The 26,676-nt window shown below is 66.5% G+C and carries 29 protein-coding genes; 13 read left to right on the forward strand and 16 right to left on the reverse strand.

Annotated features, from left to right (window positions below; all coding sequences use genetic code 11):
* Positions 1-42 precede the first annotated feature (42 nt).
* Both gatA and gatC read right to left on the reverse strand, forming a co-directional pair.
* Complete coding sequence (gene gatA, locus ATJ93_RS00530) at positions 43-1,314, reverse strand: Asp-tRNA(Asn)/Glu-tRNA(Gln) amidotransferase subunit GatA (RefSeq protein ID WP_120242698.1); 1,272 nt, start codon at positions 1,312-1,314, stop codon at positions 43-45.
* A 12-nt stretch (positions 1,315-1,326) separates the two neighbouring features.
* Entirely contained in the window at positions 1,327-1,605 is a 279-nt protein-coding gene (gene gatC / locus ATJ93_RS00535; RefSeq protein ID WP_120242699.1) for an Asp-tRNA(Asn)/Glu-tRNA(Gln) amidotransferase subunit GatC, read from the reverse strand.
* Between the two features lie 200 nt (positions 1,606-1,805).
* Between gatC and ATJ93_RS00540 the strand changes: the two genes are divergently transcribed.
* Together ATJ93_RS00540 and ATJ93_RS24285 are read left to right on the forward strand one after the other, a co-directional pair.
* Complete coding sequence (locus ATJ93_RS00540; protein WP_120242700.1) at positions 1,806-2,783, forward strand: transcription initiation factor IIB; 978 nt, start codon at positions 1,806-1,808, stop codon at positions 2,781-2,783.
* Positions 2,784-2,920: 137 nt separating this feature from the next.
* Positions 2,921-3,055, forward strand: a complete 135-nt coding sequence (locus ATJ93_RS24285; RefSeq protein ID WP_281271514.1) for a hypothetical protein — start codon at positions 2,921-2,923, stop codon at positions 3,053-3,055.
* 120 nt (positions 3,056-3,175) lie between these two features.
* Here the strand turns inward: ATJ93_RS24285 and nirK are convergent, their stop codons facing one another.
* A complete protein-coding gene (gene nirK, locus ATJ93_RS00545) occupies positions 3,176-4,282 on the reverse strand; it encodes a copper-containing nitrite reductase (protein WP_120242701.1) in 1,107 nt (368 codons plus the stop codon).
* A 163-nt stretch (positions 4,283-4,445) separates the two neighbouring features.
* Between nirK and ATJ93_RS00550 the strand changes: the two genes are divergently transcribed.
* Positions 4,446-5,360 carry an alpha/beta fold hydrolase gene (locus tag ATJ93_RS00550; RefSeq protein ID WP_120243874.1) on the forward strand — a complete coding sequence of 305 codons (915 nt, stop codon included), beginning with the start codon at positions 4,446-4,448 and terminating at the stop codon, positions 5,358-5,360.
* A gap of 33 nt (positions 5,361-5,393) precedes the next feature.
* On the opposite strand, the gene ATJ93_RS00555 is transcribed toward ATJ93_RS00550, so the two are convergent.
* The 3 genes from ATJ93_RS00555 to ATJ93_RS00565 form a co-directional block, all read right to left on the reverse strand.
* Entirely contained in the window at positions 5,394-5,669 is a 276-nt protein-coding gene (locus ATJ93_RS00555; protein ID WP_120242702.1) for a DUF2249 domain-containing protein, read from the reverse strand.
* An 83-nt stretch (positions 5,670-5,752) separates the two neighbouring features.
* Positions 5,753-5,986, reverse strand: a complete 234-nt coding sequence (locus ATJ93_RS00560) for a DUF2249 domain-containing protein (RefSeq protein ID WP_120242703.1) — start codon at positions 5,984-5,986, stop codon at positions 5,753-5,755.
* 87 nt (positions 5,987-6,073) lie between these two features.
* Positions 6,074-6,298 carry a DUF2249 domain-containing protein gene (locus ATJ93_RS00565; protein ID WP_120242704.1) on the reverse strand — a complete coding sequence of 75 codons (225 nt, stop codon included), beginning with the start codon at positions 6,296-6,298 and terminating at the stop codon, positions 6,074-6,076.
* A 134-nt stretch (positions 6,299-6,432) separates the two neighbouring features.
* On the opposite strand from ATJ93_RS00565, the gene ATJ93_RS00570 reads away from it, so the two are divergent.
* Positions 6,433-7,107 carry a helix-turn-helix domain-containing protein gene (locus tag ATJ93_RS00570; protein ID WP_120242705.1) on the forward strand — a complete coding sequence of 225 codons (675 nt, stop codon included), beginning with the start codon at positions 6,433-6,435 and terminating at the stop codon, positions 7,105-7,107.
* On the opposite strand, the gene ATJ93_RS00575 is transcribed toward ATJ93_RS00570, so the two are convergent.
* The gene (locus ATJ93_RS00575; RefSeq protein ID WP_120242706.1) at positions 7,108-7,455 is read right to left on the reverse strand and encodes a cupin domain-containing protein; all 348 of its coding nucleotides are present in this window, start codon (positions 7,453-7,455) and stop codon (positions 7,108-7,110) included.
* A 340-nt stretch (positions 7,456-7,795) separates the two neighbouring features.
* Between ATJ93_RS00575 and ATJ93_RS00580 the strand changes: the two genes are divergently transcribed.
* The 6 genes from ATJ93_RS00580 to ATJ93_RS00605 all read left to right on the forward strand — a co-directional run bounded on the left by ATJ93_RS00580 (position 7,796) and on the right by ATJ93_RS00605 (position 13,266).
* Positions 7,796-9,478 (forward strand): 4Fe-4S ferredoxin N-terminal domain-containing protein, encoded by a 1,683-nt coding sequence (locus ATJ93_RS00580; protein ID WP_120242707.1) that lies wholly within the window; start codon positions 7,796-7,798, stop codon positions 9,476-9,478.
* Positions 9,475-10,848, forward strand: a complete 1,374-nt coding sequence (gene nrfD / locus ATJ93_RS00585) for an NrfD/PsrC family molybdoenzyme membrane anchor subunit (protein WP_120242708.1) — start codon at positions 9,475-9,477, stop codon at positions 10,846-10,848. The genes ATJ93_RS00580 and nrfD overlap by 4 nt, the downstream gene beginning before the upstream one ends.
* Positions 10,845-11,159 (forward strand): S1 domain-containing protein, encoded by a 315-nt coding sequence (locus ATJ93_RS00590; protein ID WP_120242709.1) that lies wholly within the window; start codon positions 10,845-10,847, stop codon positions 11,157-11,159. The genes nrfD and ATJ93_RS00590 overlap by 4 nt, the downstream gene beginning before the upstream one ends.
* A gap of 172 nt (positions 11,160-11,331) precedes the next feature.
* Positions 11,332-11,643, forward strand: a complete 312-nt coding sequence (locus ATJ93_RS00595; protein WP_120242710.1) for a hypothetical protein — start codon at positions 11,332-11,334, stop codon at positions 11,641-11,643.
* Positions 11,644-11,767: 124 nt separating this feature from the next.
* Positions 11,768-12,859, forward strand: a complete 1,092-nt coding sequence (locus tag ATJ93_RS00600) for an Mrp/NBP35 family ATP-binding protein (protein WP_120242711.1) — start codon at positions 11,768-11,770, stop codon at positions 12,857-12,859.
* Between the two features lie 71 nt (positions 12,860-12,930).
* Positions 12,931-13,266, forward strand: coding sequence for a cupin domain-containing protein (locus ATJ93_RS00605; RefSeq protein ID WP_120242712.1), 336 nt, complete (start codon positions 12,931-12,933; stop codon positions 13,264-13,266).
* A 6-nt stretch (positions 13,267-13,272) separates the two neighbouring features.
* Here ATJ93_RS00605 and ATJ93_RS00610 read toward each other — a convergent pair whose 3' ends face one another.
* From ATJ93_RS00610 to ATJ93_RS00630, 5 genes are all read right to left on the reverse strand, one after another.
* A complete protein-coding gene (locus tag ATJ93_RS00610; protein WP_120242713.1) occupies positions 13,273-14,439 on the reverse strand; it encodes an asparagine synthase C-terminal domain-containing protein in 1,167 nt (388 codons plus the stop codon).
* A 2-nt stretch (positions 14,440-14,441) separates the two neighbouring features.
* Positions 14,442-15,128 carry a PHP domain-containing protein gene (locus tag ATJ93_RS00615; RefSeq protein WP_120242714.1) on the reverse strand — a complete coding sequence of 229 codons (687 nt, stop codon included), beginning with the start codon at positions 15,126-15,128 and terminating at the stop codon, positions 14,442-14,444.
* 123 nt (positions 15,129-15,251) lie between these two features.
* Positions 15,252-15,704, reverse strand: a complete 453-nt coding sequence (locus tag ATJ93_RS00620) for an arsenate-mycothiol transferase ArsC (RefSeq protein WP_120242715.1) — start codon at positions 15,702-15,704, stop codon at positions 15,252-15,254.
* 30 nt (positions 15,705-15,734) lie between these two features.
* Positions 15,735-16,916: an ACR3 family arsenite efflux transporter gene (gene arsB, locus ATJ93_RS00625; RefSeq protein ID WP_120242716.1), complete on the reverse strand. Its 1,182-nt coding sequence runs from the start codon at positions 16,914-16,916 to the stop codon at positions 15,735-15,737.
* Complete coding sequence (locus ATJ93_RS00630; RefSeq protein ID WP_120242717.1) at positions 16,909-17,307, reverse strand: ArsR/SmtB family transcription factor; 399 nt, start codon at positions 17,305-17,307, stop codon at positions 16,909-16,911. The genes arsB and ATJ93_RS00630 overlap by 8 nt, the downstream gene beginning before the upstream one ends.
* 217 nt (positions 17,308-17,524) lie before the next feature.
* Here ATJ93_RS00630 and ATJ93_RS00635 point away from each other — a divergent pair, with 217 nt between their 5' ends.
* Positions 17,525-18,880, forward strand: a complete 1,356-nt coding sequence (locus ATJ93_RS00635) for an MFS transporter (protein ID WP_120242718.1) — start codon at positions 17,525-17,527, stop codon at positions 18,878-18,880.
* Between the two features lie 41 nt (positions 18,881-18,921).
* Here ATJ93_RS00635 and ATJ93_RS00640 read toward each other — a convergent pair whose 3' ends face one another.
* Positions 18,922-19,302: a hypothetical protein gene (locus tag ATJ93_RS00640; RefSeq protein WP_120242719.1), complete on the reverse strand. Its 381-nt coding sequence runs from the start codon at positions 19,300-19,302 to the stop codon at positions 18,922-18,924.
* Positions 19,303-19,491: 189 nt separating this feature from the next.
* Here ATJ93_RS00640 and purL point away from each other — a divergent pair, with 189 nt between their 5' ends.
* The gene (purL, locus tag ATJ93_RS00645; RefSeq protein WP_120242720.1) at positions 19,492-21,666 is read left to right on the forward strand and encodes a phosphoribosylformylglycinamidine synthase subunit PurL; all 2,175 of its coding nucleotides are present in this window, start codon (positions 19,492-19,494) and stop codon (positions 21,664-21,666) included.
* A gap of 97 nt (positions 21,667-21,763) precedes the next feature.
* Positions 21,764-22,402: a HalX domain-containing protein gene (locus ATJ93_RS00650; protein WP_120242721.1), complete on the forward strand. Its 639-nt coding sequence runs from the start codon at positions 21,764-21,766 to the stop codon at positions 22,400-22,402.
* 75 nt (positions 22,403-22,477) lie between these two features.
* Here ATJ93_RS00650 and ATJ93_RS00655 read toward each other — a convergent pair whose 3' ends face one another.
* The 3 genes from ATJ93_RS00655 to ATJ93_RS00665 all read right to left on the reverse strand — a co-directional run bounded on the left by ATJ93_RS00655 (position 22,478) and on the right by ATJ93_RS00665 (position 26,669).
* Positions 22,478-24,418, reverse strand: a complete 1,941-nt coding sequence (locus ATJ93_RS00655; RefSeq protein ID WP_120242722.1) for a PAS domain-containing sensor histidine kinase — start codon at positions 24,416-24,418, stop codon at positions 22,478-22,480.
* A 323-nt stretch (positions 24,419-24,741) separates the two neighbouring features.
* Entirely contained in the window at positions 24,742-25,299 is a 558-nt protein-coding gene (locus ATJ93_RS00660) for a type 1 glutamine amidotransferase domain-containing protein (RefSeq protein WP_120242723.1), read from the reverse strand.
* Between the two features lie 134 nt (positions 25,300-25,433).
* A complete protein-coding gene (locus ATJ93_RS00665) occupies positions 25,434-26,669 on the reverse strand; it encodes a GNAT family N-acetyltransferase (RefSeq protein ID WP_120242724.1) in 1,236 nt (411 codons plus the stop codon).
* Positions 26,670-26,676 lie beyond the last annotated feature (7 nt).

Here is a 26,676-nt window from a genome sequence, read left to right on the forward strand (position 1 = left end):
GGTAAAAAGTCTGTACCTGTCCGGTACCGATCGCCGGCTCCCTCAGGCGAGCGCGCTCGCCGCCCGGATCAGGCGCTCCTCGCCGAACGCCGGGCCGACGAGTTGCAGGCCGACGGGGAGGCCGTCGGTCTCGCCTGCGGGCACCGAGATCGCGGGCAGATCCGCGAGGTTCACCGGGACGGTGTTGGCGTCGGCGAGGTACATCTGCAGCGGGTCGGCGAGGCTCTCGCCGAGTTCGAACGGCGGGACGGGCATGGTCGGCGAGGCGAGCACGTCGGCCTCGGACAGGGCCTCGTCGAAATCCTGCTTGACCCACGCTCGAGCGTCCTGGGCCTGCTTGTAGTACTTGTCGTGGTAGCCGGCCGAGAGCGCGTAGGTACCCAGCAGGATGCGGCGCTTGACTTCGTCGCCGAAGCCCTCCTGGCGGGCCTTCGAGAAAGCCTCGTTCCAGTTGCCGTCGTAGCCGCCCGAATGCCCGTAGCGGACGCCGTCGAACCGCGCGAGGTTCGAGGAGGCTTCGGACATCGCGATCACGTAGTAGGCCTCGACGGCGTGTTCGACCGACGGCAGCGAAACTTCGTGGTACTCGGCGCCTCGATCCTCGAGGTCCGCGATCGCGTCCCAGAAGGACTCGACGACGCCCTCGTCGGCGCCCTCGAGCAATTCCGTCGGGACGCCGATCGTGAGCCCGTCGACGTCGCCGGTCGCGGCGGCGGCGTAGCTCTCGCCCTCGAGTTGCGGTTCGCGGGTGGTCGCGTCGCGCTCGTCCTCGCCGGCGATCACGTCGAGCAGGGCGGCGGCGTCCTCGACCGTGTTCGCGAACGGGCCGATCTGCTCGAGACTGTTGGCGTAGGCGACAAGGCCGTACCGCGAGACCAGCCCGTAGGTGGGCTTAATCCCGACGACGCCGCAGAAGGCGGCCGGACAGCGGACGGAGCCGCCGGTGTCGGAGCCGAGCGCGAGGTCGGCCTCGCCCGCGGCGACCGCGGCGGCGGAGCCGCCCGAGGAGCCCCCGGGGACCCGACCCGGCGCGGCGGGGTTGTCCGTCGCGCCGAACGCGGAGGTTTCGGTGGTCGTCCCCATTCCGAACTCGTCCATGTTGGCCTTGCCGACGATGGTCGCGCCCGCCTCTTTCAGGCGTTCGACGACCGTCGCGTCGTACGGCGGGACGTAGTCCTCGAGCATGGCCGAGCCGCAGGTCGTGCGGACGCCCTCGGTGGAGATGTTGTCCTTGACCGCGACGGTGGCGTCGGCCAGCGGGCCGTCGTCGGCGCCCTCGATCCGCTCTTCCGTGATGTAGATGTTTTCGGACATTGTGGATCTGGATTACGAGACGTTCGGCCCCTTGAAGTAGCCGTCCTCGGTTTCCGACGCGTTGCGCAGGGCCGCCTCCTTGTCGAGGGAGTCGCGCTCCTCGTCGGGGCGCATCACGTTCGCGAGGTCGGCCTCGCGGTCGACCTCGGGGACCTCGTCCAGCGTCTCGAAGTACTCGAGAATGTCCGCGAACTGCCGGGCGAACTGGTCGACCTCGTCGTCCTCGAGGTCGACGCGAGCCAGCTCCGCGACGTGGCGGACCTCCTCGGGACTGACGGCGTCGTCGCTCATACCTGTTCGAACCGCCTTCCGGAGAGTAAGGGTTTCGATACGCGAGGGCCGTTTCGTCCCGTCTCGAGGTCCGGTCGACGCGGGGAATCGGGCCGTTCTGCGGGCAGCGCATCGTATCGCAGTATTTAAGTGACCGTCGTTCGTTACTAGGGAGCACTACGGATTCGAGCGTTTTCACCGACGTTTTGACGTTCAACACAATGACTGACACCAGTATTCGAACTCGCAGCGACGAGCAACGCCAGGCTACCCAGGAGGAGTCGACAGCGCAGGCGGGCGAACGGGAACAGTGTCCGGAGTGTGGCGGTCGACTCGTCTCGGACGCCGAGCACGCCGAGACGGTCTGTGAGGACTGCGGGCTCGTCGTCGACGAAGGCGAAATCGATCGCGGACCCGAGTGGCGCGCCTTCGACGCCGCCGAGAAGGACGAGAAGAGCCGGGTCGGGGCCCCCACGACCAACATGATGCACGACCAGGGGCTCTCGACCAACATCGGCTGGCAGGACAAGGACGCCTACGGCCGCTCGCTCTCGAGCCGTCAGCGCCAGAAGATGCAGCGCCTGCGCACCTGGAACGAGCGGTTCCGCACCCGCGACTCCAAGGAGCGCAACCTCAAGCAGGCGCTCGGCGAAATCGACCGGATGGCCTCCGCGCTCGGGCTCCCCGAGAACGTCCGCGAAACGGCGAGCGTCATCTACCGCCGCGCGCTCGAGGAGGACCTGCTGCCCGGCCGCTCGATCGAGGGCGTCTCGACGGCCTCGCTGTACGCCGCGGCTCGGCAGGCCGGCACGCCGCGCAGCTTAGACGAGATCGACGCGGTCTCCCGCGTCGAGAAGGACGAAATCGCCCGCACCTACCGCTACGTCATCCGCGAACTGGGCCTGGAGGTCCAGCCGGCCGACCCCGAGAGCTACGTGCCTCGCTTCGCGAGCGACCTCGACCTCCCTGACGAGACCGAGCGCCGCGCCCGCCAACTGCTCAAGACGGCCAAGGACTCGGGCATCCACAGCGGCAAGTCCCCGGTCGGCCTCGCGGCCGCCGCGGTCTACGCCGGCGCGCTCCTGACGAACGAGAAGGTCACGCAAAACGACGTCAGCGAGGTCGCGAGCATCTCCGAAGTGACGATTCGCAATCGGTACCACGAACTCCTCGAGGCGGGAGAAGGCGCACCGGCCTGATCCCGCATCGCGTCCCGTCGCCCCGCGTCTGCCCGTCGATGCGAATACCGTGTTTCGCCGACTGTTGGCGAGACCAATACGATCTTAATCCTGATAATCGGCCCATACTGAATATAGTGCGTCGCTACGGGTTCGGTATGCACCGCGAATGCGATAACTGCGAGTCGGAGTCGGAGATCGCATACACGCTGACCACACACGTCGCGTCCGACCCGGACGCCCAGATCGACCTGCACTTTTGCTCGACGGATTGCCTGCAGGTCTGGACGTAGAAGCGCGGCCGCTGCTCCGGTTCTTCGACGCTCTCGAGTGCCTGTCTCCTCGAGCAACTTCGATGTGTCTCGTGATCGTCGCGAGTCACCGAGCAGAAAAAGAGGGGCCCGGCGGCCCCGTCACTGTTCCCGTTCACCGGGGGTCTCGTCGTAGATCTCGGGGTTCTCTTCGCCCTCGACGTCGATGACGGCCATCGCGCCGCGGCGACCGGCGCGGGTCAGCGCGTGGTCGACGATCTTGACCGGGCCGGGGACCGGGAACTCCATCTCGCCGACGGTGGTGGTCCCGGGCGCGACCGGCGCCGTCTCGATGTTTCGGTCGGGCTCGCTCAGCAGGTCGCCGTCCCGGTAGTAGTTTCGCCAGACGTTGCCGATCGGGTGTAGGGCGCTGGTGAAGTTCGGGCCGCCGTTGGCGAAGTACACCCGTGCGGTCTCGCCGGTTTCGGCTTCCATCGGCCCGACTCCGTCCTCCGTGAGGCCGTAGGCCTGGCCGTTGAAGACGACGTAGGTCGGGTCTTCCGTCTTCATGCCCTCGAAGTCGAAGGCGTGGTGGCCCTGCTCGCCGACCTCGCCGTCGGTGTAGATCTCGTGCTGGCCGAGGTAGAACTCCCGGTCCACCTCGGGGAGTCCCTCCTCGGGCTCGACGAGGATCGTCCCGAACATGCCGGCGCTGATGTGCTGGTCCAGGTTCGGGACCGCACAGTGGTAGATGAACGCGCCGGCGTACTCGGCGGTGAAGCTGATCGTCGCCGCGTTCTCGCCGGGGGCGACGGTCGTCGCTTCGGCCCCGCCACCGGGCCCGTAGACCGCGTGGAAGTCCATGTTGTGGGCCTCGAGGTTCATGTCCTCGGGCACCTCGACGGTGAGGTTCACCCGGTCGCCCTTGCGGACGCGGATCATCGGTCCGGGGACCTGCCCCTCGAAGGTCATGTAGTCGAACGTGACGCCGGGTTCGATTTCGGCCGTCACGCGCTCCGTGCGGACCGTGATGTCGTGTTCGCGGGGTTCCGTCCAGTCGACGGGAGCCGGGATGTCGGTCGGATCGCGGGCGATCCGGTCGACGTCGGCAGCCTTCGCCGCCGGCAGTCCCTCGTCGACCGCCGCGGGTTCGGTCGTCGTGCTGTTCCCCGACACGTCGTCGTTGCTGAGGCAACCGGCGATTGCGACGACGCCTGTTGCCCCGAGCGCCTGCATGAACTGCCGTCGGTTGGCTGCGGTTGTGGTCATTGTCCTTCTCCTCATTTCCAGATACGGTGGTCATACGTTCAGACCCCTCGACGATTCCCTTGGAGAAGGAAAGTGTGCGAACATGTTCGCCCTCGAGTTCTCGATCGGTATCGCCGCGTCACAACGGCGGCGATTGAAAGCCTGCGGCGTCGTACGAACGGATATGAGTGCGAACGCAGCGTCCCCGCAAGCAGCGGCGTCGGTGCTATCGGCAGTCGACGCGACGACCGACGTGCGGACGGTCAACGGCGTCGATCTCCACGTCGTCGCCGCCGGCGATCCGGACGACCCGCTCGTCGTCTTGCTCCACGGCTTCCCGGAGTTCTGGTACGGCTGGCACGACCAACTCGAGCCGCTCGTCGACGCCGGCTATCGGGTGCTCGTCCCCGACCAGCGCGGCTACAATCTGAGCGAGAAGCCCGAGTCAGTGCGCGCGTATCGCCGCCAGCAACTCGCTCGAGATATCGTCGAACTGATCGACTCCGAGAGCCGAGACGCCGCACACGTCGTCGGCCACGACTGGGGCGGGATGGTCGCGTGGGACCTCGCGCTTCGCCACCCCGCAGTGGTCGATCGGCTCGCGATCGTCAACGCACCGCATCCGACCGTGTTTCGACAGCACCTCCGATCGAACCCCGCACAGTTGCGCCGGAGCTGGTACGCCGCCTGCTTCCAAGTGCCCTGGCTTCCCGAACTGGTCTGTCGGTACGACGACTTCCGACTCCTCGAGCGCGCGCTCCGAGAGACGGCGGCGCCGGGGACGTTTGCCGACGCGGACCTCGGACGCTATCGGCGCGCGTGGAGCGAGGACGGCGCGCTGTCCGGGATGATCAACTGGTATCGTGCGAGCGCGAGGTACTCGACGACCGTCCCGCGAGAGCGCGTTGACGCGCCGACGCTGCTCGCCTGGGGCACCGACGACGCGGCGCTGGGAACCGAACTGGCGGTCGACAGCTACGACTACTGCGCCCGCGAGGGACGGCGCCTCGAGCTATTCGAGGGGACGAGTCACTGGGTCCAACACGAGGAACCCGAACGGCTGACGGCGACGCTGCTCGAGCACTTTGAGGCCGAGTAGCGGCGAAAAGCGAGCGACAACGACGAGCGTCGCTCAGGCGTCGGGCGACCAGATGACGGTCACGACCTCGTCGTCGTCCTCGAGTTCCACGCTCTCGTGGGCGTACCCCCGGTCCTCGAGTTTCGGGAAGAGGAACTGCGGGACGCGGTCGTTTCGCTGGACGAGCACCGTCTCGTCGGGCAGATCGACGAGGGTCTCGAGGGTGCGTTTGAGCGGCTCCGGCGGGCCGAGCGATCGCACGTCGATCGTCTCTCGCGGTCGGTCGGACGGTGCGTCGGTGCGGTCGACGACGGACGCGGGTGACTGCATACGTGAACGATCGGCGGGCAGCGAGCTATCTTTCGTGCCGTACGTGTTCGGTCGGGAAGCCGCGGCCGACCGCGGCTGTGGCGCTACGCCTCTACCTTGGGGAACTTCGCGACGAACTCCTCCGAGCCGACCCGCTCGACTTCGTAGTTGTCGGCGTCGAAGCTCTCGACTTCGGCCTGAAACTCGTAGAACAGCGGCTTCGGCTCGTGGTCGTTGACGATCGTCAGCGTCTCGCCGGGCGCTAGGTCCTCGAACTCCTCGTGGATGGTCGGGTGACGCTTCACCGGTGGGATATCCCTGACGTCGAGTCGGGTCATGCAGGTGGGTGTCGGATCGGCGCACCCGTCGGCCTTTGCCCGAACAGGTTCGCCTCCTGGATCGGGGGCGATCGCGGTCGTCTCGGATTAGGCCTCCTCGATGAGTACGTACCAGACCCCGTCGCGCTGCTCGCTCTCGTAGGTATAGCCCCGGGACTCGAGCACGTTGTAGAGCGGCTTGGGCTCGAAGGGCGCGATCAACTCGAGGCGGTCGCCCGCGTTGAGCGTGCTCAGCGCCGACATGATGTCGTCGAACGGCGGGCCGTCGATCTCGCGCACGTCGAGCGTGCGGTCAGCGGTGTTCGTTGCCATCGGTCGTGGATACCGTCGGATTCGTGTTGGGCATTCCTGCGAACGTGTTCGTGCGGGAGAATTCCCACGCCGTAGGAATTCCGACGAACATATTCGTAGCTACGGGTATAGACCTACGCCTAGACTATTCGCGTATGGCACAGGCGACACTGACGATCACGATGCCCGACCAAATCTGGATCCAGCAACTCTCCACGGAGTATCCCGACGCGACCTTTCGCGTGTTGGCGGGCGTTCCGGGCTCCGACACGGGGTTCGCGCTCGTTCGGATCACCGGCTCGAAGGTACCGGAGATCGTCGACGATATGACCGAGCACGAACAGATCACCGAACTCACGCTCGCCCAGTGGAGCGACAACGAGGCGACGGTCCACTTCGAGACGACCGCGCCGCTCCTGCTCTTTTCCTCCCAGGAGTCGGGGATGCCGATCGAACTCCCCGTCGAAATCTCCGACGGCGAGGCGACCATCGAGGTGACGGGTTCGCGGGACCGGCTGGCCGAACTCGCCGAGCAACTCGAGCACTTCGGGCTCCAGTACCGCATCGAAAACGTCCGCGAGCGACTCCACGAGAGTCAACTCCTCTCGGAGCGCCAACTCGAGGTCGTCGCCGCCGCCGTCGAGAAGGGGTACTACGACACCCCGCGACAGTGCTCGCTGACGGAGCTGGCGGAGCACCTCGAGATCGCGAAATCGACCTGCAGCGAGACGCTCCACCGGGCCGAGGAGGCGATCATCAAGCGGTTCGTCGAGGATCTCCCCGGGCTCGACGAGGAGGAGTCCCTCGAGGAACAACTCGCGGCGGACTGATTACGCCGCCTCGTCGCCAGCCGCGGCCCGCGGTGCGAGGACCAGCACCGCCGTCGTATCCGCGAGCGCGGTCGGCGCGATGTCCTGTGCGCCGTCGAACCGAATGAGGTCGCCCGCCGCGACCTCGTGCTCGTGATCGTCGTCGCCGAGCGCGATCGAGACGCGCCCCTCCAGCACGTGGAAGACGATCTCCCGATCCGGATGCTGATGCGGTGCGATCTCGTCGCCTTCTTCGAGCGCGAGCCGGACGGTCTTTGGCTCGCCGTCGAACACCTGCGCGTGCGGCCGTTGCTCGAGCGCGTCGAGTGAGCGCGTTTCCGTCGGCGTCCGCTGCTGATCGTCGGTCATATGCGACGATCGACGCGCTCGCGACAAGTATTTTGAGCCGAACGATCGTCCGGGCCGTCCACGAGCCGGTTTCCGGGCTGTGACGCGATTTATGATGCGGCCGGTTCCACGTAACGGCTTACGGTAACGCTCGCCACGAGACGTAACAGGGTCGGATAGCGATAGTATTTATAGAAGCGAATATGTTCGGTCCGATTCTCGCGCCGTGGAAATCGGCTCTACATTTGAACCGCATCTAGTTGCGAGTCCCGGACTAGAGGAGCACAGATAGATATGTTAAAGTGCACCCCAGCAAGTTACTGCCTCACGAAAACGGCGTATACAGAGGTGTTCTAACTGAATGAGTACGGACGATGAATCATTCCACCCACTCGGAAGCGAGTGGGAAGACGAACTCGAGGAGATGCTCGACGATACCGAGTACGATACGGAACTCGGTATGAAGATGGCCCAGGACGCGATGCGGGTCACCAAAGGCGAGCTCTCCGAGGCCGAATTCCACGAGAAATATCACGAGGACGTGATGGAGGAATTCGGCGAGGACAACCGCCCAACCGCTGACGCATTCGAGGCCGCCCAGGAGGAAGCCAAGGGGACGGTCGGCCGGATGCTCGACAAGTTCAGCGGCGACGGTGAGGATACCCGCCGCGGCGCGATGAAGAAGATGGGTGCCGGCGCAGCGGCCGTCGGGCTCGGCGCGTGGGGGACCGCCGAAGCCGGTTCCCAGCAGAGCATCGCCGAAGCCGAGGGCGAGGAAGGGGGCCACGGTGGCCACACCGAAGCCCAGGAGGTCCACGAGCGCGATACCCAGTGGGGGATGACGATCGACCTCGAGCGGTGTGACGGCTGTCTCTCCTGTATGACCGCCTGTGCGTCGGAGAACGACCTCGACCAGGGCGTCAACTGGATGTACGTCATGGCCTTCGAGGACGAACTTACCGCCGGCGGCTCCCCGGCCCCCGACGTGATGGGCGGGGTCGAGCAGAACATGCTCGTGCGTCCGTGTCAACACTGTACGGACGCGCCCTGTGAGAAGGTCTGTCCGACCACGGCCCGTCACACCCGCGACAAGGACGGCCTGGTGCTGACCGACTACGACGTCTGTATCGGCTGCCGGTACTGTCAGGTCGCCTGTCCCTACGGTGTCAACTACTTCCAGTGGGACGAACCCGACGTGGCCCACGAGGACATCACCGGTCACGACGGCGCGGAGGTCGACGATCCGAAGGAGATCACCCACGCCGAGTACGAAAACGGCGAAGACCGCTGGGTCGACAGTCGGTCGCCCCGCGGCACGATGAGCAAGTGTACGATGTGCCCGTCCATGCAGGACGGCCAGCAGGGCGAGGAGCGCGTCGGCACGACCGCTTGCGAACGCGCTTGCCCGCCGGACGCGATCCAGTTCGGCAACGTCAAGAGCGAGCGCAGCGACGCCTACCAGCACCGCGAGCACCCGAGCAAGAGCCGCGCGATCATCGACATCAGCTACTCCGTCCCGTCGGTCGACGAGATCGACGAGGCCCTCAGCGACGACGACGACTTCGAATCCGCCCTCGAGGCGCTCGAGATCGACAGCGAACTCGTCAGCGTCATGAAGGCGATCGACATCGTCAGCGAGCGGCTCGGTCCCGGTGACGAGGAGAACAACAGCATCCTCGAGACCGAACAGTCGATCCTCGAGTCCCTCGACGCGCTCGAAGAGTACGTCGACCTCGAGAGCGAGGAGGTCCTGTCGGAACTGCGCCTCGGCGACGGCGAAGAGGACGACGCCGGCAGCCGACTGCGCGAGTACGCCGGCAACCCCAGCAACAAGTTCAAGCTGCTCGAGGATATCGGCACCAACCCGAACATCACGTACATCGGGCAGGAGCCCGGTCCGGAAGCCCACCAGGTCGAAGGGCCGAACAGCTACGGCGACGTGACCTACACGCGCTCCGACGGCAGTGAGGTCGCGATGGTCGACAACCGCAAGGAAGACGTCCTCGACGAGGGGACGGTCGGCGACGCGGGGGTGTCGCTATGAGCACGAAGACACCCTCCGAGGCGGACATCCTCCGCCCGGTCAACAAGTTCTCGAAGAAGTTCATCGCGCTCTCTGCAGTCTCCGCGCTGGCGCTCGGGGTCTTCCTCGTCGCCTGGGCCTACCAGCTCCAGCAGGGGCTGATCGTCACCGGCCTCGGCGACTGGGGGAGCGGTGGCGGCTCCACCTGGGGCCTGTACATCGGCGCGTTCATCTGGTGGGTCGGGATCGCCCACGGCGGGATTATCCTCTCCGCGTCCGTGCGGCTGCTCGGCATGGACCGATACATGCCGGTCGCCCGTCTCGCCGAGATGCTGACGCTGGCCGGCCTCTCCGCCGCCGGCTTCTACATTCTGGTCCACATGGGTCGCCCGGACCGGATGGTCACGAGCGTCCTCGGTCACTACCACATCACGGTCAACAACTCGCCGCTGGTGTGGGACGTGACCGTCATCACGGCCTACTTCGTGATGACTGCGACCTACCTCGGCCTGACGCTTCGCTACGACGTTAACCGGCTGCGCGACCAGCTGCCGGACCAGTTCGAGCCGATCTACAAGCTGATGACGATCGGCTACACCGAGAAGGAAGACGAGGTCATCGAGCGGATGGTCTGGTGGCTCGCCGCCGCCGTCATCATCATGGCCCCGCTCCTGCTCCACGGCGGCGTCATTCCGTGGCTGTTCTCGCTGCTCCCGGCGATGCCGGCCTGGACCGGCGCGATTCAGGGGCCGCAGTTCCTCTCGATCGCACTCACGTCGGCGATCAGCGGCGTGATCCTGCTGTCGTACGCCTTCCGTCGCGCCTACGACTGGGATCACATCATCACGGACGACATCTTCCGCGGGCTGCTCCTGTGGCTCGGGTTCTTCTGCCTGCTGTTCCTCTGGTTCCAGCTCCAGCAGCTGGTCAACGGGTCGTTCCTCGGCCCGCTCGACCAGGCCCACGCGACCGAGGGCAAGCTCGGCCACCCCATCTACATCACCTCGATGCTGATGGTGCTTGGCACGCTCGTGTTCATCTTCCTGCAGGGCATCCGACCCGCCCTGTTCAGCAAGGGCCGCGCGCTCGCCGCCGGCTTCGTCGTCCTCACGGCGACCTTCCTCGAGAAGCTGCTGTTCGTCGTGGAAGGGTTCCTGCACCCCCACTTCGACATCTACTGGAACGTGCCGGGAACCTACTTCCCGAGCGCGATCGAGTGGCTCTCGCTGGCCGGCACGATCGGACTGGTGGTAATGTTCTTCCTCAGCATCTCCCGTCTCGTTCCGGTCGTCGAACTCCACGCGATCGAACACCTGCGTGGCGACCACGGCCACGAGCACGGACAGGAGGAAGCGACTGACGCTGCGTCCGAACCGGAGGTGAAAGCATGAGCTTCGCCACGACGCTCGCCGCTGCCGTCTCGTCGGTCCTGTACCACGGTTACGACGGGACCGCGGGCTTCACCGGCTTCGTCAACGAGGGGACCTGGGTCATCTTCGCGCTGATCCTTGTGCCGATCTACATCATGCTCATCGCATGGTTCACCGGCAAACCCCGCGACACGAAGACGGGACTGCTCGGCGTCTCCTACCTCGCCGGGCTGACGACGTCGATGTGGGTCGGCATGTTCTTCCTGACCGTGCTGATCGGCATCGTCTTCTACGGCGGCATGCCCGAGCCGCTCGCGGCGCCCGGTCCGTAAGGACCGTCGCGTCGCCGTCCGTACCGCCGTTCGACCGATTTCGTTCTTTTGTGACCGCCTCTCGCTAGCGACGCGAATTCTCAACGGTGCAACTCCAACGGTGCTTACTGGGTAGCGGCAACCGTGCAAATGCAGGCACCACCACCACGACAGCGATCGTGAAACGTAACGTATGACCTCCCCAGCCGGGCCTGCAACACTCGAGGCCCTGTACCACGGGTACGAGGGGACCGCGGGCGTGACCGGGTTTCCCAACACCGGAACCTGGCTCATCTTCGCGGTCATCCTCGTTCCCGTCTACGTCATGATCATCGCGTGGTTCGTCGGCTCGCCGCGAAACACCAAGACGGGACTGCTCGGCGTCTCGTACCTCGTCGGGTTGACGACGTCGATGTGGGTCGGCATGTTCTTCCTGACGATGCTGATCGGGATCCTCTTCTACGGGGGCATGCCGGAACCCATCGGCGCCGTCGGCCCGGGATAACGCGACGGCTCGAGCGGGTCGTGGACTCGTCGCTACTGCCGGATACCGCCGCGGCGCTAGGGGCCCAAACCATCACACGTATCCCCGTCGGCTACTTCTATTCGGACACGCACATCGACGCACTATGAGTATCACAGAACACGAACTCAAAATCAAACTCGAGGACATCGAGGACCCCGATATCGGCGAGGATATCGTGACGCTCGGGCTGGTCAACGATGTCGTGATCGACGACGAGACCGCGCGGATCTCGCTCGCGTTCAACGCGCCCTACGCGCCCTCGGAGATGGAGATCGGCAACCGCGTCCGCGAGCTCTGCGAGGAGGTCGGCCTCGAGGCCGACCTGCGCGCCCACGTCGGCGAGGAACACGGCTTCGACGATCAGGTCCTCCCGCGAGTGCGCAACGTCATCGCGGTCGCCTCGGGGAAGGGCGGCGTCGGCAAGACGACCGTCGCGGCCAACATCGCCGCCGGCCTCGAGAAGCGCGGTGCGATGGTCGGCCTGCTTGACGCCGACATTCACGGGCCGAACGTACCCAAGATCCTGCCGGTCGAGAGCGAACCCGGCGTCACGCCCGACGAGGACATCGTCCCGCCGCGCTCGGACGGCGTCCGCGTGATCAGCATGGGCTTCATGATGGAGGAGGAGGACGACCCTGCCATCCTCCGTGGCCCGATGGTCAACAAGTTCATGATGAAGTTCCTCGAGGGCGTCGAGTGGGGCCGCCTCGACTACCTCATCGTCGACCTGCCGCCGGGGACTGGCGACGCGACGCTGAACCTGCTCCAGTCGATGCCCGTGACGGGCGCGGTCGTCGTCACGACGCCCCAGGAGATGGCCCTGGAGGACACTCGCAAGGGGATCCAGATGTTCAACAAGCACGACACGCCGGTGCTTGGCGTCGTCGAGAACATGAGTTCGTTCGTCTGCCCGTCCTGTGGCGACCAGCACGGCCTGTTCGGCACCGAGGGCGCGGACACGATCGTCGACAACTACGACGCGCCGCTGCTGGGTCGCATCCCGATCCACCCGGACTTCGGCGCCGACGGCAGCGAAGGCCCGATCGTCAAGGACGACGAGAGTCCGGTACAGGAGCACGTCGAGGACGTCGTCGCCGAAGCGGCCGACCGCATCGGCGAGGCCAACCGTCGCACGGTCGCCGAACACACCTCCGACGAGCCCGCCGACGCGCTCCCGACCGAAACCGAAGACTGAGTTTCCGACCAGCCGAGCGGCGCCGAGCGGTATCGTTTATAGCGTCGGTATCGAATCGTCCTGCTACAGCTATGTCCACGTCACTCGACGCGTACGGCGACGCCGTCGCCGACCTCGAGCCGGCCGACGGCGAGGTCGAAACGGCGGAACTGGTCGTCACCGACGACGTGCTCGTGAAGGCCTTCGCGCTCGGCCCGGGCGCGGAACTCGAACCCCACGAACACGGCGAGAGTACGAACGTCTTCCACGTTCTCGAGGGGACGGTGACGGTCCTGCAGGGCGACGAGAGCGAGGAAATCGAGGCGCCGGGCGTCGTTCACCACGAGCGCGGCGTCGATCACGGCGCGAAAAACGAAACCGACGAGCGGGTCGTCTTTACGGCGAGTCTGTGCCCGCTGCCGTCCTGATCCGGGTTACTCGTCCTCGACCTCACCCTCGCCCTCGACCTCGTTCTCGAGCAGCGACGCGACGTACTTCGAGACGTGGTCGTCCATCCGGCGCTTGTAGCCGTTCTGTCGCGCGAGTCGGTCGAGTTCGCGGGCGACGAGGCTGCCGTACTGGACCGCCTTCTTGTCCCGCATCGCGACCTCCTCGGGGAGGTACCGCGAGGCAACCTGGCGGAAGGCCCGCTTTCGCGTCTCCGCGTCGGCCAGGAGGTCATCCGGCAGCCGCAGCGCCGCCTCGACCACGCGGTCGTGGAGCAGCGGCGCGACCGGCTCGAGGCCGGTCGCTCGGATCGTCAGCACGTCCCGGGGAAGCTGGTCGGGCAAACTCCGGATCTGCTCGCGGACGGCACCACGGGTCGTCTCCGCGTCGACGCGGTGGTCGAGCCGGACGACCTTCTCGTAGCCGCCGAACAGTTCGTCCGCGCCCTGGCCGACCGCGAGCGCGTCGTAGCCGTCCGCGGCGACCCGTTCGCCGACCAGGTACAGCGGCAGGGCGATCTGGACGTCCATCGCGTTCGTCCGCCCCGTCGCGCGGACGATCTCGGGCACCGCGCGCTCGAGGTCCGCGGGCTCGAGTTCGACGACCGTCAGCTCGCGGCCCATCGCCTCGGCGGCCGTACGTGCGGCCTCGACGTCGTGGCTGTCGGGGAAGCCGACGACGTACAGCGGCGCGTCCAGCAGTTCGGCCACCAGCGCGGAGTCGACGCCGCCGGAGAAGGCGACGGCAATCTCGCGCTCGGCGGTTCGAGCGGTGTCGGTCGCGGTTCGGATCGCATCGTCGAGCGCCTCGAGGGCGGTCTCGTGATCGGGTTCGGGATCTGGATCGGGCAGCGTCCAGCGGCGTTCGACGTCGGCCGGGACAACGCGTCCCGCCTCGTCGGCGTCCACCACCCCACCCGCAGGAACCGGCGTGGGATCCTCGAGCGCGGTCGGTTCGAACGCCCACGCGTCGTCCTCGGTCTCGCCTGTGGCCGTCGCCTCTGTGCCCTCGAGAAACAGCGGTTCCCGACCGAGCACGTCCCGGACGAGCTTGCCGTCGATCTCGCCCGCGAAGCCGGCCGTCCCTGGCAGCGGCTCGCCGCGCTCGAGTGCCTCGCGAACCGTCTCGGCGTCGGCACCGTGGAGAGTTGCCATCGTTATCGGAACACCCCGAGGATGCCGCTTCGGATGCGGCGCGTCACGCCGCCGGCGAACTGCTGGAGGCTGATATGCCACGGCGTCCGCTTGCCTTCGACGGACGTCTTCCCGTCGCGGATCGCCTCGAGAATCGCGTCGACGGATCGCTCCTCGGCGTCGACGCGGGTGATCGCCTGGCCGACCATCTCGCTGATGTGGGCGTCGCTGCCGGCGGTTCTGGGCAGGTCTCGCGAGCGCGCGAAACGGTCGGCCTGCCGGTTCGCGCGGCCGGTTAGTAGCCGGGAGTTGTAGACTTCGATCGCGTCGCCTTTCGCGAGTTCTTCCCGAGAAATTCGGGCCATCACACCGTGGCGAGATTCCTGGAACGGATGGGGGATCACCGCCAGCCCGCCCTGCTCGCGGATCGCCTCGAGCGTGGATTCGAAAGAGAGTCCGGGCGGCACCGCCTCCTCGACACCCAGGCCGAGGATGTGGCCCGCCTTGCTCGAGATTTCCATCGCCGGGATGCCGACGAGCCCGTAGTCGGGGGCCCGTTCGGCGGCCTCGAGGCTCGCGTCGATTTCGTCGTGATCGGTGACGGCGATCGCGTCGAGGCCGACGGCCTCGGCCTGCTCTAAGATGAGTTCGACCGAGTCCCGGCCGTCGTACGACAGCGACGAGTGGGCGTGAAGTTCGACCGACAGCACGGGTCGACGTTCGGGTAGCGCGATCAAAAGTTATCCGATTAGTAAACGGTCGGTTCGATTGAATGAGGCGGCAGCCGATCGGACCGCCGCGGTGATCGGGGAGACGGTAGGCGTCGGTTTCAGCTACAGTTCGTCGAACAACGCCTCGACGCGGGACTCGATTTCGTCCCGGATTTCGCGGACCGTCTCCTCGTCGGCTCCGTGGGGATCCGTCAGGTCCCAGTCGCGGTTCTCGCCGCTCCAGGTCGCCGGACAGACGCCCTCGGCGGAGCAACCCATCGTGATGACGTACTCGCAGTCCTGCAGGTCTTCGGGGGTAATCTCTCGAGGCGTTCGATCGCTGAGGTCGATGCCGAGCTCGCCCATAGCGGTGACGACCTCCTCGTGGACGGTATCGGCCGGATCGGTTCCGCCGGAGACGATGTCGATGTCGGCGTCCCGGCGCTCGCGCTCGCGTTCGGCGAAAGCGGTCGCCATCTGGCTGCGCCCGGCGTTCTGGACGCAGACGAAGGCGACGGTGGTCGTGCTCGAGTCGGTCTCGGGTTCGGAGTCGGTCTCTGTGTGGTCGGTGGACATAGTGGTAGGTAGGCGGTGGGTCGTAATCCGTTAGTCGTCGGTCGGCGATGCCGACGGCGCGTTCGCTTCCTCGAGGCTGCCGGTCTCGAACCCGTCCCAGTCGAAGCGCCGCTGGAAGTACAGCGCGACGTTGACTAGGGCGAGCAGGACGGGCACCTCGATGAGCGGGCCGACGACGGTGGCGAAGGCGACGCCGGAGCCGACGCCGAAGACGGCGACGGAGACGGCGATCGCGAGTTCGAAGTTGTTCGAGGCGGCGGTGAAGCCGATCGCGGTCGTCGTCGAGTAGTCGGCCCCGATCCCCCGGCCCATGCCGAAGCTGACGAGGAACATCACGACGAAGTAGATCGTCAGCGGGACGGCGATCAGCAGGACGTCCGCGGGCGCGGCGACGATGTTCTCGCCCTGCGTGGCGAACATCACGACGACGGTAAACAGGAGCGCGACCAGCGTCAGGGGGTCGATCTTCGGGACGAACTCCTCGTCGTACCACGTCTCGCCCTTCGTTCGCGTGCCGACGAACCGGGTGAGGACGCCGCCGGCGAAGGGGATCCCGAGGAAGACGGCGATGGCCCAGAACACCTGCATCGGCGTCACGTCGAAGGTCGTGATCCCGGCGACGAGCGACTCCATGCCAAGCAGCGGCGGCAGGACGAGTCCGAAGAACCAGACGTAGACGCCGTAGGTGACGATCTGAAAGAGGCTGTTGAAGGCCACGAGGCCGGTGACGTACTCGGTCGAGCCCTCCGCGAGTTCGTTCCAGACGAGTACCATCGCGATACAGCGGGCCATCCCGATGAACACGAGCCCCAGAAAGTACTCGGGACGGGCCGGGAGGCCGGGTACGAGCCCGCTGAAGAAGACGACCGCGAGCCCGAACATCAGCGTCGGGCCGATGAGCCAGTTCTGGACGAGGCTCAGGCCGAGGATCCGCCAGTTGCTGAACACCGTCGGGAGCTTCCCGTAGTCGGCTTTGGCCAGCGGCGGGTACATCATCGCGACGAGGCCGATCTCGACTAAGTGGAGGTCTCGAATCGGTTGCGTGACTTCGGGCGCGATGTAACCGAGGCCGACGCCGACCGCCATCGCGGCGAAGATCCAGACGGTGAGGTACTTATCGAGGAAATCCATCGACCGCGGATCGCCGCAACTCTCGCAGCCGCAGTTCGGGCCGTGTTCGTGGCCCGTGGCGTCGACGGTCTCGCTACTCATCGCTTACGCACCCGTCGAGGACCGTGACCAGCGCCACGGCGCGGTTGGTCGCCCGGTACTTCTTCCAGCGGCCGTCTTTGCGACCGGAGACGAGCCCCGCGTCGACGAGTTCCGAGAGCGCGTGGCTCAGCCCGCTCTCGCTGACGTCGACGATCGCGTCTAGTTCGCAGACGCACAGCTCCTCCTCGGCTGCCACGAGCGCGCGGACGATCCGGTAGCGCGTCTCGTTTCCCATCGCCGAGAGGACGTCCAGTTCCGTCTCGACCCGATCCTCGCCGATCGTCGCCTCGAGCGCGTCGAGTTCCTCGAGGCGGCAATCGATGTCTTCGTCGCGACACTCGTCCAGTTCCGACTCGAGATAGCGTTGGAGTCGTTCCGTCGCTCGTGCCATCGCCGATTAGTTGAGTGGCTCTTCAATTAATGGTTCCGACTCCACTACTCAAAAGGCGGTAAGAATCCCCGTTATAGCCGAATACGGTCGCATACTGACTACTATGTACGAGTATTGAGTTCGATCAAAATCGAATCAAACCGTACCAAACACGGTACTCCTATTACGGACGCGACCGTTGCCCCGGTCAACGGCGAGTACACGCCGGTGACCGAGGATGGGGACGGAAGAGATCGAAGTCGACCAACAGGAACCGAGCGCTCTGGATACGTTCCGCCAGTTCTTCGCCCTCGAGCGGGACGTGCTGGTGCTGTCGCTGGCGATGTTCGCCTTCAGCCTCGGCTTCCAGATGACGAGTCGCTTTTTGCCGGACTACATGGTCGCACTGGGCGCGTCGGGGTTCGTCGTCGGGCTGTTCGGCACGTTCGGGAATATCATCTCGGCCGTCTACCCGTATCCCGGCGGCGCGATCTCGGATCGGATCGGCTCGCGGTACGCGCTGACGCTGTTCGGACTGCTGTCGACGCTCGGCTTTGCGCTCTGGCTCGTCGCGGGGCAGTTCGATCCGATCGCGGTCGGCCCCGTCACGATCGAGCCCTGGCTCTGGATCTTCGTCGGACTGGTGCTCGCGCAGGCCTGGAAGTCGTTCGGCCTCGGGGCGACCTTCGCCGTCGTCAAGCAGGCCACCGACCCCTCGCGGCTGGCGGCCGGCTTCGCGAGCACCGAGACGTTCCGTCGGACCGCTTTCCTCGTCGGGCCCGTCCTGGCCGCGGTGCTCATCGGTTTCCACCCCGACTTCACCACCAGCTTCCAGTTCGTCCTCGCGGTCGCGGTCGTCTTCGGCGTCTTGGGAACCGCCATCCAGCACGTCCTCTACGATGCCAGCGAGGACTCGATCGGCGGCTCCTTCGCGGGCCTCGAGCAGATCGTCCAGGATTTGCGGGACATGCCCGACCCGCTGCGGCCGCTGCTGGTCGGCGACACGCTCGTCCGGTTCGCTAACGGGATGGTCTACGCCTTCTTCGTGCTCGTGGTGACCCGGCTCTACGAGGTCGGCCTCGAGACGACGATCGCTGTCGGCGGGTTCTCCTACGCGATCGACCTCTCCCCGCAGGCCTTCTTCGGCTACCTGCTGGGCGTCGAGATGCTCGTCGCGCTGCTCGTGATGGTCCCCGCGGCCAAGGTCGCCGAGCGCGTCGGACTCAAGCCCGTCGTGGCGCTCGGCTTCGCCGTCTACGCGATATTCCCGATCGTCCTGATTAACGTCCCCGAGTTCACAACCAACACCGCAGCGGCGATGATCCTCGTGTTCGCGTTCTCCGGGCTGCGGTTCGCCGGGCTCCCATCACACAAGGCACTGATCGTCGGCCCCGCGGAGCAGGGTGCCGGCGGTCGCGTGACGGGGACGTACTACCTGCTCCGAAACACGATCGTCATCCCCAGCGCCGCGCTGGGCGGCTACCTCTGGGAGTTCGTCAGCGCGGAGCTCGCCTTTACGATCGCCGCGGTCATCGGCGTCGTCGGCACCGGCTACTTCCTCCTGTTCGGCGAGGAGTTCGAAGCCTACCAGTAGTCGGGGCCGGCGGTCGAATTCCTCCAAACTCGAGCGCCGACTCACAGCGCGACGACGGCCATCTCCAGCGGCGCCTGGCGGAACAGCAGTAGCACGACGTTGTTGAACGCGAACGCGGCGTACAACACGACGGCGCCCGCTACGAACCGGCCGTCGATCGGCGCCGAGAGGACGTTACCGACGACGACCACGACCGCGGCGTAACAGATGGCCGCGAGCGCGACGCCGGCCAGCCCGAACAGGTCGTAGAAGAAGACGGTGACCGGGTTGAGTTCGCTCGCGTACGGAACGACGAAGAACGAAGCCGCGGCGATCAGATCGACGACCCAGAGCGTGGCAAACGCCAGGCGGAGCCGACGCGAGCCGGGCGGATCGAACTCGAGCGTTCTCTCGAGGACGGACGTGGGTCTGCTTCTTCCCATGACGTCAGAACGGAGGGCGCTGGCGGGAGTAACGGTTGACCTTGAGAGCGACGGTTGCGACCGTCTCTCACGGCGTCCACGGACGGATCTCGTCCCGACTCGAGCCATCGAGTATCGACGATCCGGAGTAGTATACACGAAGGTGCATATAGAAACCCCTTTACCGGCCGGCTTTCACCACCTAGATGAATGAGTCTTGCCGATTCGGACCGCGAACTCGTCGTCGACGAACTGGGGCGGGAGCCGACCCAGGCCGAGGCGGCGCTGTTCGAGAACCTCTGGAGCGAACACTGCGCGTACCGCTCCTCGAGACCCCTGCTGTCGGCCTTCGAGAGCGAGGGAGAGCAGGTCGTCGTCGGGCCGGGCGACGACGCGGCGGTCGTCGCGCTGCCGGACCATACGGACGACGAGGGGCGCGGGGACGAGACCCAGAACACCTACATCACGATGGGTATCGAGAGCCACAACCACCCCTCCTACGTCGACCCGTTCGACGGCGCCGCAACCGGCGTCGGCGGCATCGTCCGCGACACGCTTTCGATGGGCGCCTACCCCATCGCGCTGGCCGACTCGCTGTACTTCGGCGATTTCGACCGCGAACACTCCAAATATCTGTTCGAGGGCGTCGTCGAGGGAATCAGCCACTACGGGAACTGTATCGGCGTCCCCACCGTCGCCGGCAGCGTCGATTTCCACCCCGACTACGAGGGCAACCCGCTGGTCAACGTCGCCTGCGTCGGCCTGACCGACGAGGAGCGACTCGTCACAGCCGTTGCGCAGGAACCCGGAAATAAGCTCGTCCTCGTCGGGAACGGCACCGGTCGGGACGGCCTCGGCGGCGCCTCCTTCGCCAGCGAGGACCTCTCGGAGGACGCCGAAACCGAAGACCGACCCGCGGTCCAGGTCGGCGACCCGTACACGGAAAAGCTTCTCATCGAGGCCAACGAGCAACTGATCGAAGAGGGCCTGATCGAATCGGCCCGCGACCTCGGCGCGGCCGGCCTCGGCGGCGCCTCGAGCGAACTGGTCGCCAAGGGCGGCCTCGGCGCCGACATCGAACTCGAGCGGGTCCACCAGCGCGAGCCGAACATGAACGCCCTCGAGATCCTGCTCGCGGAATCGCAGGAGCGGATGTGCTACGAGGTCGAACCCGAGAACGTCGACCGCGTGCGCGAGATCGCCGAACGGTTCGATCTCGGCTGCTCCGTGATCGGCGAGGTGACCGAGGGCAACTACACCTGCACGTTCGAAGGCGAGCCCGTGGTCGACGTCGACGCCGAGTTCCTCGGCGAGGGCGCGCCGATGAACGACCTGCCGGCCGCGGAGCCGACCCAGCCCGAAACCGACCTGCCCGACGTCGATCTCGAGGAGGCGTTCGAGACGGTCGTTGCGAGTCCGAACACGGCCTCGAAGCGGTGGGTCTACCGCCAGTACGACCACGAGGTCGGCGTCCGGACGAGCGTCGGGCCGGGCGACGACGCCGCGATCATCGCGGTCCGCGAAGCGGGGACGGGCCTCGCCATCTCCTCGGGCGCCGCACCGAACTGGACCGATACTGCCCCCTACGAGGGTGCGCAGGCGGTCGCCCTCGAGAACGCGACGAACGTCGCGGCCAAGGGTGCGACGCCCCTCGCGGCCGTCGACTGCCTCAACGGCGGCAACCCCGAGAAGTCCGACGTCTACGGCGGCTTCAAGGGGATCGTCGACGGCCTCGCCGACATGTGCGCGACGCTCGAGGCGCCCGTCGTCGGCGGGAACGTCTCGCTGTACAACGACTCCGTCGCCGGACCGATCCCGCCGACGCCGACGCTCGCGATGGTCGGCGCGAAGGACGGGTACGACGCGCCGCCGCTGACGGTCGCGCCCGACACCGAGGCCGAACTGCTGCTCGTCGGCGACATCGCGCTCGAGGACGGCGAGTTCGCGCTGGGCGGCTCGGAGTACCTCGCTCGATTCGACGGCAGCGACGCGTTCCCCGCGCTCCCCGAGGAGCCGTCGGCGCTCGTCCGGACCGTCGCCGAGGTCGCAAACGACGACGCGACGCTCGCGACCCACGACGTCAGCCACGGCGGCCTCGCGGTCGCCCTCGCCGAGATGGTCTCCGACGAGGCGGGTCTCGAGGTAACCCTGCCCGCGGACGACTCAATCGGCGCGCTGTTCCACGAACAGCCCGGCCGCGTCCTGATCCAGACCGCTGCACCCGACGCGGTCCGCGAGGTGTTCGACGGCATCGCGCCGGTCACCGGTCTGGGATCGGCGACGACCGACGGCTCGCTCGCGATCGCCGCCGGCGATCGAACGCTCGAGACCGACGCGACGACGATCCGCGACCGGCGGGCGACGATCGAGCGCGAACTCGAGTGAGCGGGCGACGGTAGTAATATTATCTCGGTGAACTCCCGGTATTTTAATACGCCTTCGGTACGACTCCTCCAACGACCCGTTCGCGGTCGATTCGCCGATGGATATCGATACCCCGTCCCTGTCCCCGTCCCCGTCGTCACCCCCATCCGTCCTGCTCGTCGAGCCCGATCCAGCCCTCGCAGCCCGCTATACGGGGTGGCTCGAGGACGAGTACGACGTCCAGGCGGTCGAAAGCGAGGCTGACGCGGTCGACGAGATCAGTGCGGCGGTCGACGTCGTCGTCTTCGATCGGCGGCTTTCACCGTCGGCGTCGGACTCGAGCCCTGGTATCGAAACGCTTCTACAACCGATCCACGACCGCGATCTCGGTTGTCGTGTTGCGATGATCGTTGCGTCTGCCCCCTCCACCGTGACCGTCCGGCGAGCGGTCGACGACTCCCTCGTTGCACCGATCTCGTCGACCGACCTCCGGCGCGTCGTCGACCGACTCGCACTGCAGGCGATCTACGACGACCACCTCCGCACCTTCTACGAACTCGCCTCGAAGCGGGCGCTGCTCGATCGCGACCGACACGACGCCGAACTCGCCGCCAGCCGGCGCTACGCCGCCCTCGAGGATCGGCTGGCGGTGGCGCGGACCCGCGCCGACGAGACGATGGCGGATCTGTTCGCAGCAGAGAGCGATCGCTACCGCCGCGACGTAATGCGCGACGTACTTTGCGATGACGACGACTAACTGCCGCGACGTAATGCGCGACGTACTTTGCGATGACGACGACTAACTGCCGCGACGATACTTGTGCAGAGTCGGTTAGTCGACGGTCGACTCCGGCCGTGATTCCGGTTCCGGAACCTCGAGCGTCATCACGTCTCGAATCTCGATCCGCGTGCCGCCCTCGGAACCGCGTTCGATCGAGAGCGTCCAGTCGTGGGCTTCGGCGATCGCCTTGACGAGCGCCAGTCCGAGCCCTTCGATAGCCGTCTCGTCGTCGGTACTGGGATCCAGCAGCCGGTCGTGGGTTCCCGGATGTACCTCGGCCGCGTCGTCGCGCATGAAGAAGCCCCGCGACCGGTCGGCATTCTCGACGCCGATCACGTCGATCCAGACCGTCACATCGCTGCGGCTGCGGCTCCGAGACGCGACGTCGTCGAAGGCCGTCTCGAGGAGGTGGACGAACCGGTCGGCGTCGGCCCGTAGCGTCGCCGGCCGCTCGACGATAACGGCGTCGTCGTCCAGTCGCGAGCCATCGAGGGCCTCCTCGATGGCGCTCTCGAGGTGGATCCGACTGCGCGTCCGCACCGAGGAGGCGTTGCGGGCGAACTCCTTGACGTCGTCGACGAGCCGTTCGGCGCGGTCGAGGGTCGTCTCGACGGAGTCCTCCGCGAGGGGGAACTGCCAGTCGTCGGTTGCGTCGTCGGACTGCGTCCGACTGCTCGAGGATCGACGGTCCTCGCCGTCCTCGAGGGCTTCGGCGACCGTCTCGAGTTGGCGCTTGAGGTCGTTCGAGAGGATGTCGGCGACGCCTTCCAGGCGTTCGGTGCGGCGCTCGAGTTCAGCGGTTCGCTCGCGCAGCACGCGTTCGCGGTCGGCCCGATCGAGGGCCGCGCGCGTGTTCTCGACGAGCGTCGAGATCAGTTCGACGTCCGTTTCGTCGAACCGGTTGGGCTCGAGGGCGCCGGTCATGAGGACGCCGTGGGTACCGATCGGAGCGATGATCTCCGAGCGGATCGGCGTCTCCGGATTGTAGAGTTCCTCCCGGGACGCGAGGTCGTCGAACCGCTCGACGTCGCCGGCCTCGAAGGCTTCCCAGACCAACCCCTCGCCGGGGTAGAACCGCGGGAGGCCCCCGAACTCGTCGTGCGCACCGGCGGTGCCGGCGACCGGCTCGAGGTAGCCGTGTTCCTCCTCGAGGAGCCAGACGCCGCTGATCGGCAGATCGAGCAGGTCGCTGCCCGAGTGGACGGCGATCGCACAGATCTCCTCGGGGTCGTCGGAGTCGAGGAGCCACCGCGTGACCTGGTGTAAGGAGGCGGCGACGCGCTCGTACTCGTGCTGGTCGGTGACGTCCCGGAGGACGCAGGCGACGGTCGCCGCGTCGTCCTCGATCGGGACGAAGCGGAACTCCCCCATCCGCTCCGTGCCGTCGGCGGCGGTAAAGGGCGCCTCGAGGCGGCGCGTTTCGGCGGTGCCGATGTCGATGTCGGTGATCGCGCGGCCGATCTCGACCGCGTCGTCGTCGTCGATCGCGGCCAGCTCCGGGAGGATCTCGACGTGTTCGCCGACGAGGTCCTCGCGATCGGCGCCGAGAATCCGTTTCATGGCGCCGTTGACCGAGACGATCTCCCGGTTGCGGTCCAGCGTCACGACGCCGTCGCTGATGGCCTCGACGACGGCGGCGTGCTGGGCCAGCGACGTCTCCTGGCGCTTGCGCTCGGTGACGTCGCGCATGTACACCGAGAGCCCGGTTTCGGAGGGGTAGGCCTTGGCCTCGAACCAGGTCTCGAGTCGGGTGTGGTAGACCTCGAAGGAGACGGGGACCTGCTCGTCCATCGCCCGGTGGAAGCCGTCGGGAAACTGCGTCTCGACGGTTTCGGGGAACTCGTCCCACATAACTCGGCCGATCAGCTCCGCGCGCGAACGCTTGAGGAGGGACTCGGCGCGCGCGTTGAGATAGGTAAAGCGGAAATCCGTATCGAGGGCGAAGAATGCGTCCGTAATCCGGTCGAGCGCCGGTATCGATCGCCGCGTCACGGTCGATCACCCGCGATCGAATCTGAATCCGAACCCGAACTCGAGTCCGAGCCCGGATCAGAATTCGGACGGCTGAACCAACCTACACCTGCGGGTGGCCGCGCGTCGATCCCGCTCGCGTGAAGGTTGTCGTTCACTGTCACCATTGCCCAACAGTCAAGCAGTATTTCACGAAGGCCGTATTTGACTGTCGTGGCCGAACCGTACGGAACGTCGGGACATATACCCATTGATGACTATCCGCGTACCGGCCGCGTTCCGCTCGAAGCTGTTCGAGAACAGTCAAAAACGGAGGTCGACCGATCGACGACGATTCGGCGACGTTACGCCCCGGCGAACGCCTCGAGAATCGACTCGCAGAAGGCCTCGAGATCGTCCGGGTTGCGGCTGGTCACGAGTCCGTCGTCGACGACGGCCTCCTCGTCGACCCACTCGCCGCCAGCGTTGCGGATGTCCGTCTGCAAACTGGGGTAGGAGGTCAGCGTCCGACCGTCGACGACGTCCGCTTCGACCAGCAGCCACGGCCCGTGGCAGATGACGCCCGCCGGCTTGCCGGCCGTCACGTGCGAGCGGAGCAGTTCGACGGCGTCCTCGTTCGCGCGCAGGGTGTCCGCGCCGACGGTGCCGCCGGGGACGATCACCGCGTCGTAATCGTCCGCGGAGACCTCGTCGAAGGTCTTCTCGACCTCGTACATCTCGCTCTCCTCGAGATCGTCGTTGACGGTCTGTGCCTCGCCGGTCTCGCTCCCGAGGACGTCGACGGTTGCGCCGGCCTCGGAGACGGCGTCCTTGGGCTCGGTGAACTCGATCTCCTCCGTCCCTTCGGGGGCGATGAAGATCGCGACGGTCGTATCCTCGAGTGAGTGTTGGGAGTCGCTCATCGCCTCGATCCAGGGTCGGGACGCGGACAAGGGTTCGACCTGCCGTTGCAGATTGACGCGATCTGTGCCGGTCGGCGCGACACTCGAGGCCGGTGCGGACTGCGACCGAGACGAGTGTCGACGCACCTACCGCATCAGAACCGATCGCCGAGGTAGACCGCCGTCTCGGGGAACAGCGCCTCGAGCGTCTCAAGGGTGGCTGAGTCGCCGGTTTCGAGCCGTCCAGTTCGCTCGAGGTCGGTCGCCGAGCGGTAGCCGACGACGAGTTGCGAGAGGGCGCCGATGTCGAGGCGCGCGTCGGTCGTCTCCTCGGCAGCTCGGTCGCACGTCCCTCGGCCGTCCGAAACCGAGAGCGCGAACGTCCCCTCGTTCCAGTCGGCGACCGGATCCGTCACCGAGAGCGTGACCGATGCGGGCGCCTCGAGGTCGGGGTAGGACAGCGCAGAGAGCGTCTCGGCGACATCGACGATCCGTACCATCGGCCCCGTCTTGACCGTCGTCTCGAAGGCATCCGGGCGCTGCGCGATATCGAGCAGCGAGACGTCGGTAGGCAGCCGGAGCCGAACGCGTTCGACCTGCGAATCGTGCTTGTGGCAGAACGAAAGGAGGGCCAGCAGGGCGTCGTGATCGGCGAACGCCGGCTCGAAGACGTCCAGCGTCCGGCCCTCGCGGGTCGGCTCGTCGTCGATCGTGTAGATCAGGTACCCTCGCACGTCGCCGTCGCGCTCGTAGGCGTAGACGAACGGGTCGGTATCGTAGTTCTCGAGCAGCCGGCACTGCCACCACTCCCGGTCGCGCTCGAGCGCGAGCGCGTACCGCTCGGCGTAGCGCTCGTAAGCGGGCTCGAGGGTATCGTACTCGTCGGAATCGACGGGGAAGAACGATCCCTCACGATCGCCGTCGACCGCCGCCGTCGCGAACGAGAGGTCGGTCGGCTCGCACTCGTGGAACGCGATCCGGTTGCTGGTGTCCCAGCCGAACTGCCGGTAGAAGGCGTACTCGAACGGCCAAAGAACCGAAAATCGGTCCCCGCGCTCGCGGTACTCCTCGAGGGAGCGCTCGAGCATCGTCCCGACGTAGCCGCCGCGGCGGTGTTCGGGCGGGGTCGCGACCGCCGCGAGACCGGCGGTCGGATGGCGGTCGCCGCGAACGCGGGCGTTCAGCCAGTAGTGGCGACAGACGCAGCGCGGATCGGCGTCCGGGCCCGTCTCGCCGTCGGCGAACACGCCGCGCGGGTTGCCGAGCAGCGCACGCGGCGTGTCGTGTTCCTCGGGGTCGTACGCCGGCGGCCCCTGCTCGGGCGCGAAAGCGTACATCCGGTACTCGTGGAAGAGCTCCCGGCGATCCGGAATGGGGCGATAGTCGACCATACGGACG

Source organism: Halopiger aswanensis (assembly GCF_003610195.1).
In the GTDB taxonomy this organism is placed as follows: domain Archaea; phylum Halobacteriota; class Halobacteria; order Halobacteriales; family Natrialbaceae; genus Halopiger; species Halopiger aswanensis.

Bases quoted from the DNA above. Each gene is read 5' to 3' on its own strand.
- nrfD (WP_120242708.1), top strand. From the start codon at position 9,475: ATGAGCACGAAGACACCCTCCGAGGCGGACATCCTCCGCCCGGTCAAC.
- gatC (WP_120242699.1), bottom strand. From the start codon at position 1,605: ATGAGCGACGACGCCGTCAGTCCCGAGGAGGTCCGCCACGTCGCGGAG.
- ATJ93_RS00595 (WP_120242710.1), top strand. From the start codon at position 11,332: ATGACCTCCCCAGCCGGGCCTGCAACACTCGAGGCCCTGTACCACGGG.
- ATJ93_RS00630 (WP_120242717.1), bottom strand. From the start codon at position 17,307: ATGGCACGAGCGACGGAACGACTCCAACGCTATCTCGAGTCGGAACTG.
- ATJ93_RS00590 (WP_120242709.1), top strand. From the start codon at position 10,845: ATGAGCTTCGCCACGACGCTCGCCGCTGCCGTCTCGTCGGTCCTGTAC.
- ATJ93_RS00635 (WP_120242718.1), top strand. From the start codon at position 17,525: ATGGGGACGGAAGAGATCGAAGTCGACCAACAGGAACCGAGCGCTCTG.
- arsB (WP_120242716.1), bottom strand. From the start codon at position 16,916: ATGAGTAGCGAGACCGTCGACGCCACGGGCCACGAACACGGCCCGAAC.
- ATJ93_RS00610 (WP_120242713.1), bottom strand. From the start codon at position 14,439: ATGGCAACTCTCCACGGTGCCGACGCCGAGACGGTTCGCGAGGCACTC.
- gatA (WP_120242698.1), bottom strand. From the start codon at position 1,314: ATGTCCGAAAACATCTACATCACGGAAGAGCGGATCGAGGGCGCCGAC.
- purL (WP_120242720.1), top strand. From the start codon at position 19,492: ATGAGTCTTGCCGATTCGGACCGCGAACTCGTCGTCGACGAACTGGGG.
- ATJ93_RS00565 (WP_120242704.1), bottom strand. From the start codon at position 6,298: ATGGCAACGAACACCGCTGACCGCACGCTCGACGTGCGCGAGATCGAC.
- ATJ93_RS00650 (WP_120242721.1), top strand. From the start codon at position 21,764: ATGGATATCGATACCCCGTCCCTGTCCCCGTCCCCGTCGTCACCCCCA.
- ATJ93_RS00620 (WP_120242715.1), bottom strand. From the start codon at position 15,704: ATGTCCACCGACCACACAGAGACCGACTCCGAACCCGAGACCGACTCG.
- ATJ93_RS00640 (WP_120242719.1), bottom strand. From the start codon at position 19,302: ATGGGAAGAAGCAGACCCACGTCCGTCCTCGAGAGAACGCTCGAGTTC.
- nirK (WP_120242701.1), bottom strand. From the start codon at position 4,282: ATGACCACAACCGCAGCCAACCGACGGCAGTTCATGCAGGCGCTCGGG.
- ATJ93_RS00540 (WP_120242700.1), top strand. From the start codon at position 1,806: ATGACTGACACCAGTATTCGAACTCGCAGCGACGAGCAACGCCAGGCT.
- ATJ93_RS00660 (WP_120242723.1), bottom strand. From the start codon at position 25,299: ATGAGCGACTCCCAACACTCACTCGAGGATACGACCGTCGCGATCTTC.
- ATJ93_RS24285 (WP_281271514.1), top strand. From the start codon at position 2,921: ATGCACCGCGAATGCGATAACTGCGAGTCGGAGTCGGAGATCGCATAC.
- ATJ93_RS00665 (WP_120242724.1), bottom strand. From the start codon at position 26,669: ATGGTCGACTATCGCCCCATTCCGGATCGCCGGGAGCTCTTCCACGAG.
- ATJ93_RS00555 (WP_120242702.1), bottom strand. From the start codon at position 5,669: ATGCAGTCACCCGCGTCCGTCGTCGACCGCACCGACGCACCGTCCGAC.
- ATJ93_RS00600 (WP_120242711.1), top strand. From the start codon at position 11,768: ATGAGTATCACAGAACACGAACTCAAAATCAAACTCGAGGACATCGAG.
- ATJ93_RS00570 (WP_120242705.1), top strand. From the start codon at position 6,433: ATGGCACAGGCGACACTGACGATCACGATGCCCGACCAAATCTGGATC.
- ATJ93_RS00580 (WP_120242707.1), top strand. From the start codon at position 7,796: ATGAGTACGGACGATGAATCATTCCACCCACTCGGAAGCGAGTGGGAA.
- ATJ93_RS00575 (WP_120242706.1), bottom strand. From the start codon at position 7,455: ATGACCGACGATCAGCAGCGGACGCCGACGGAAACGCGCTCACTCGAC.
- ATJ93_RS00605 (WP_120242712.1), top strand. From the start codon at position 12,931: ATGTCCACGTCACTCGACGCGTACGGCGACGCCGTCGCCGACCTCGAG.
- ATJ93_RS00550 (WP_120243874.1), top strand. From the start codon at position 4,446: ATGAGTGCGAACGCAGCGTCCCCGCAAGCAGCGGCGTCGGTGCTATCG.
- ATJ93_RS00560 (WP_120242703.1), bottom strand. From the start codon at position 5,986: ATGACCCGACTCGACGTCAGGGATATCCCACCGGTGAAGCGTCACCCG.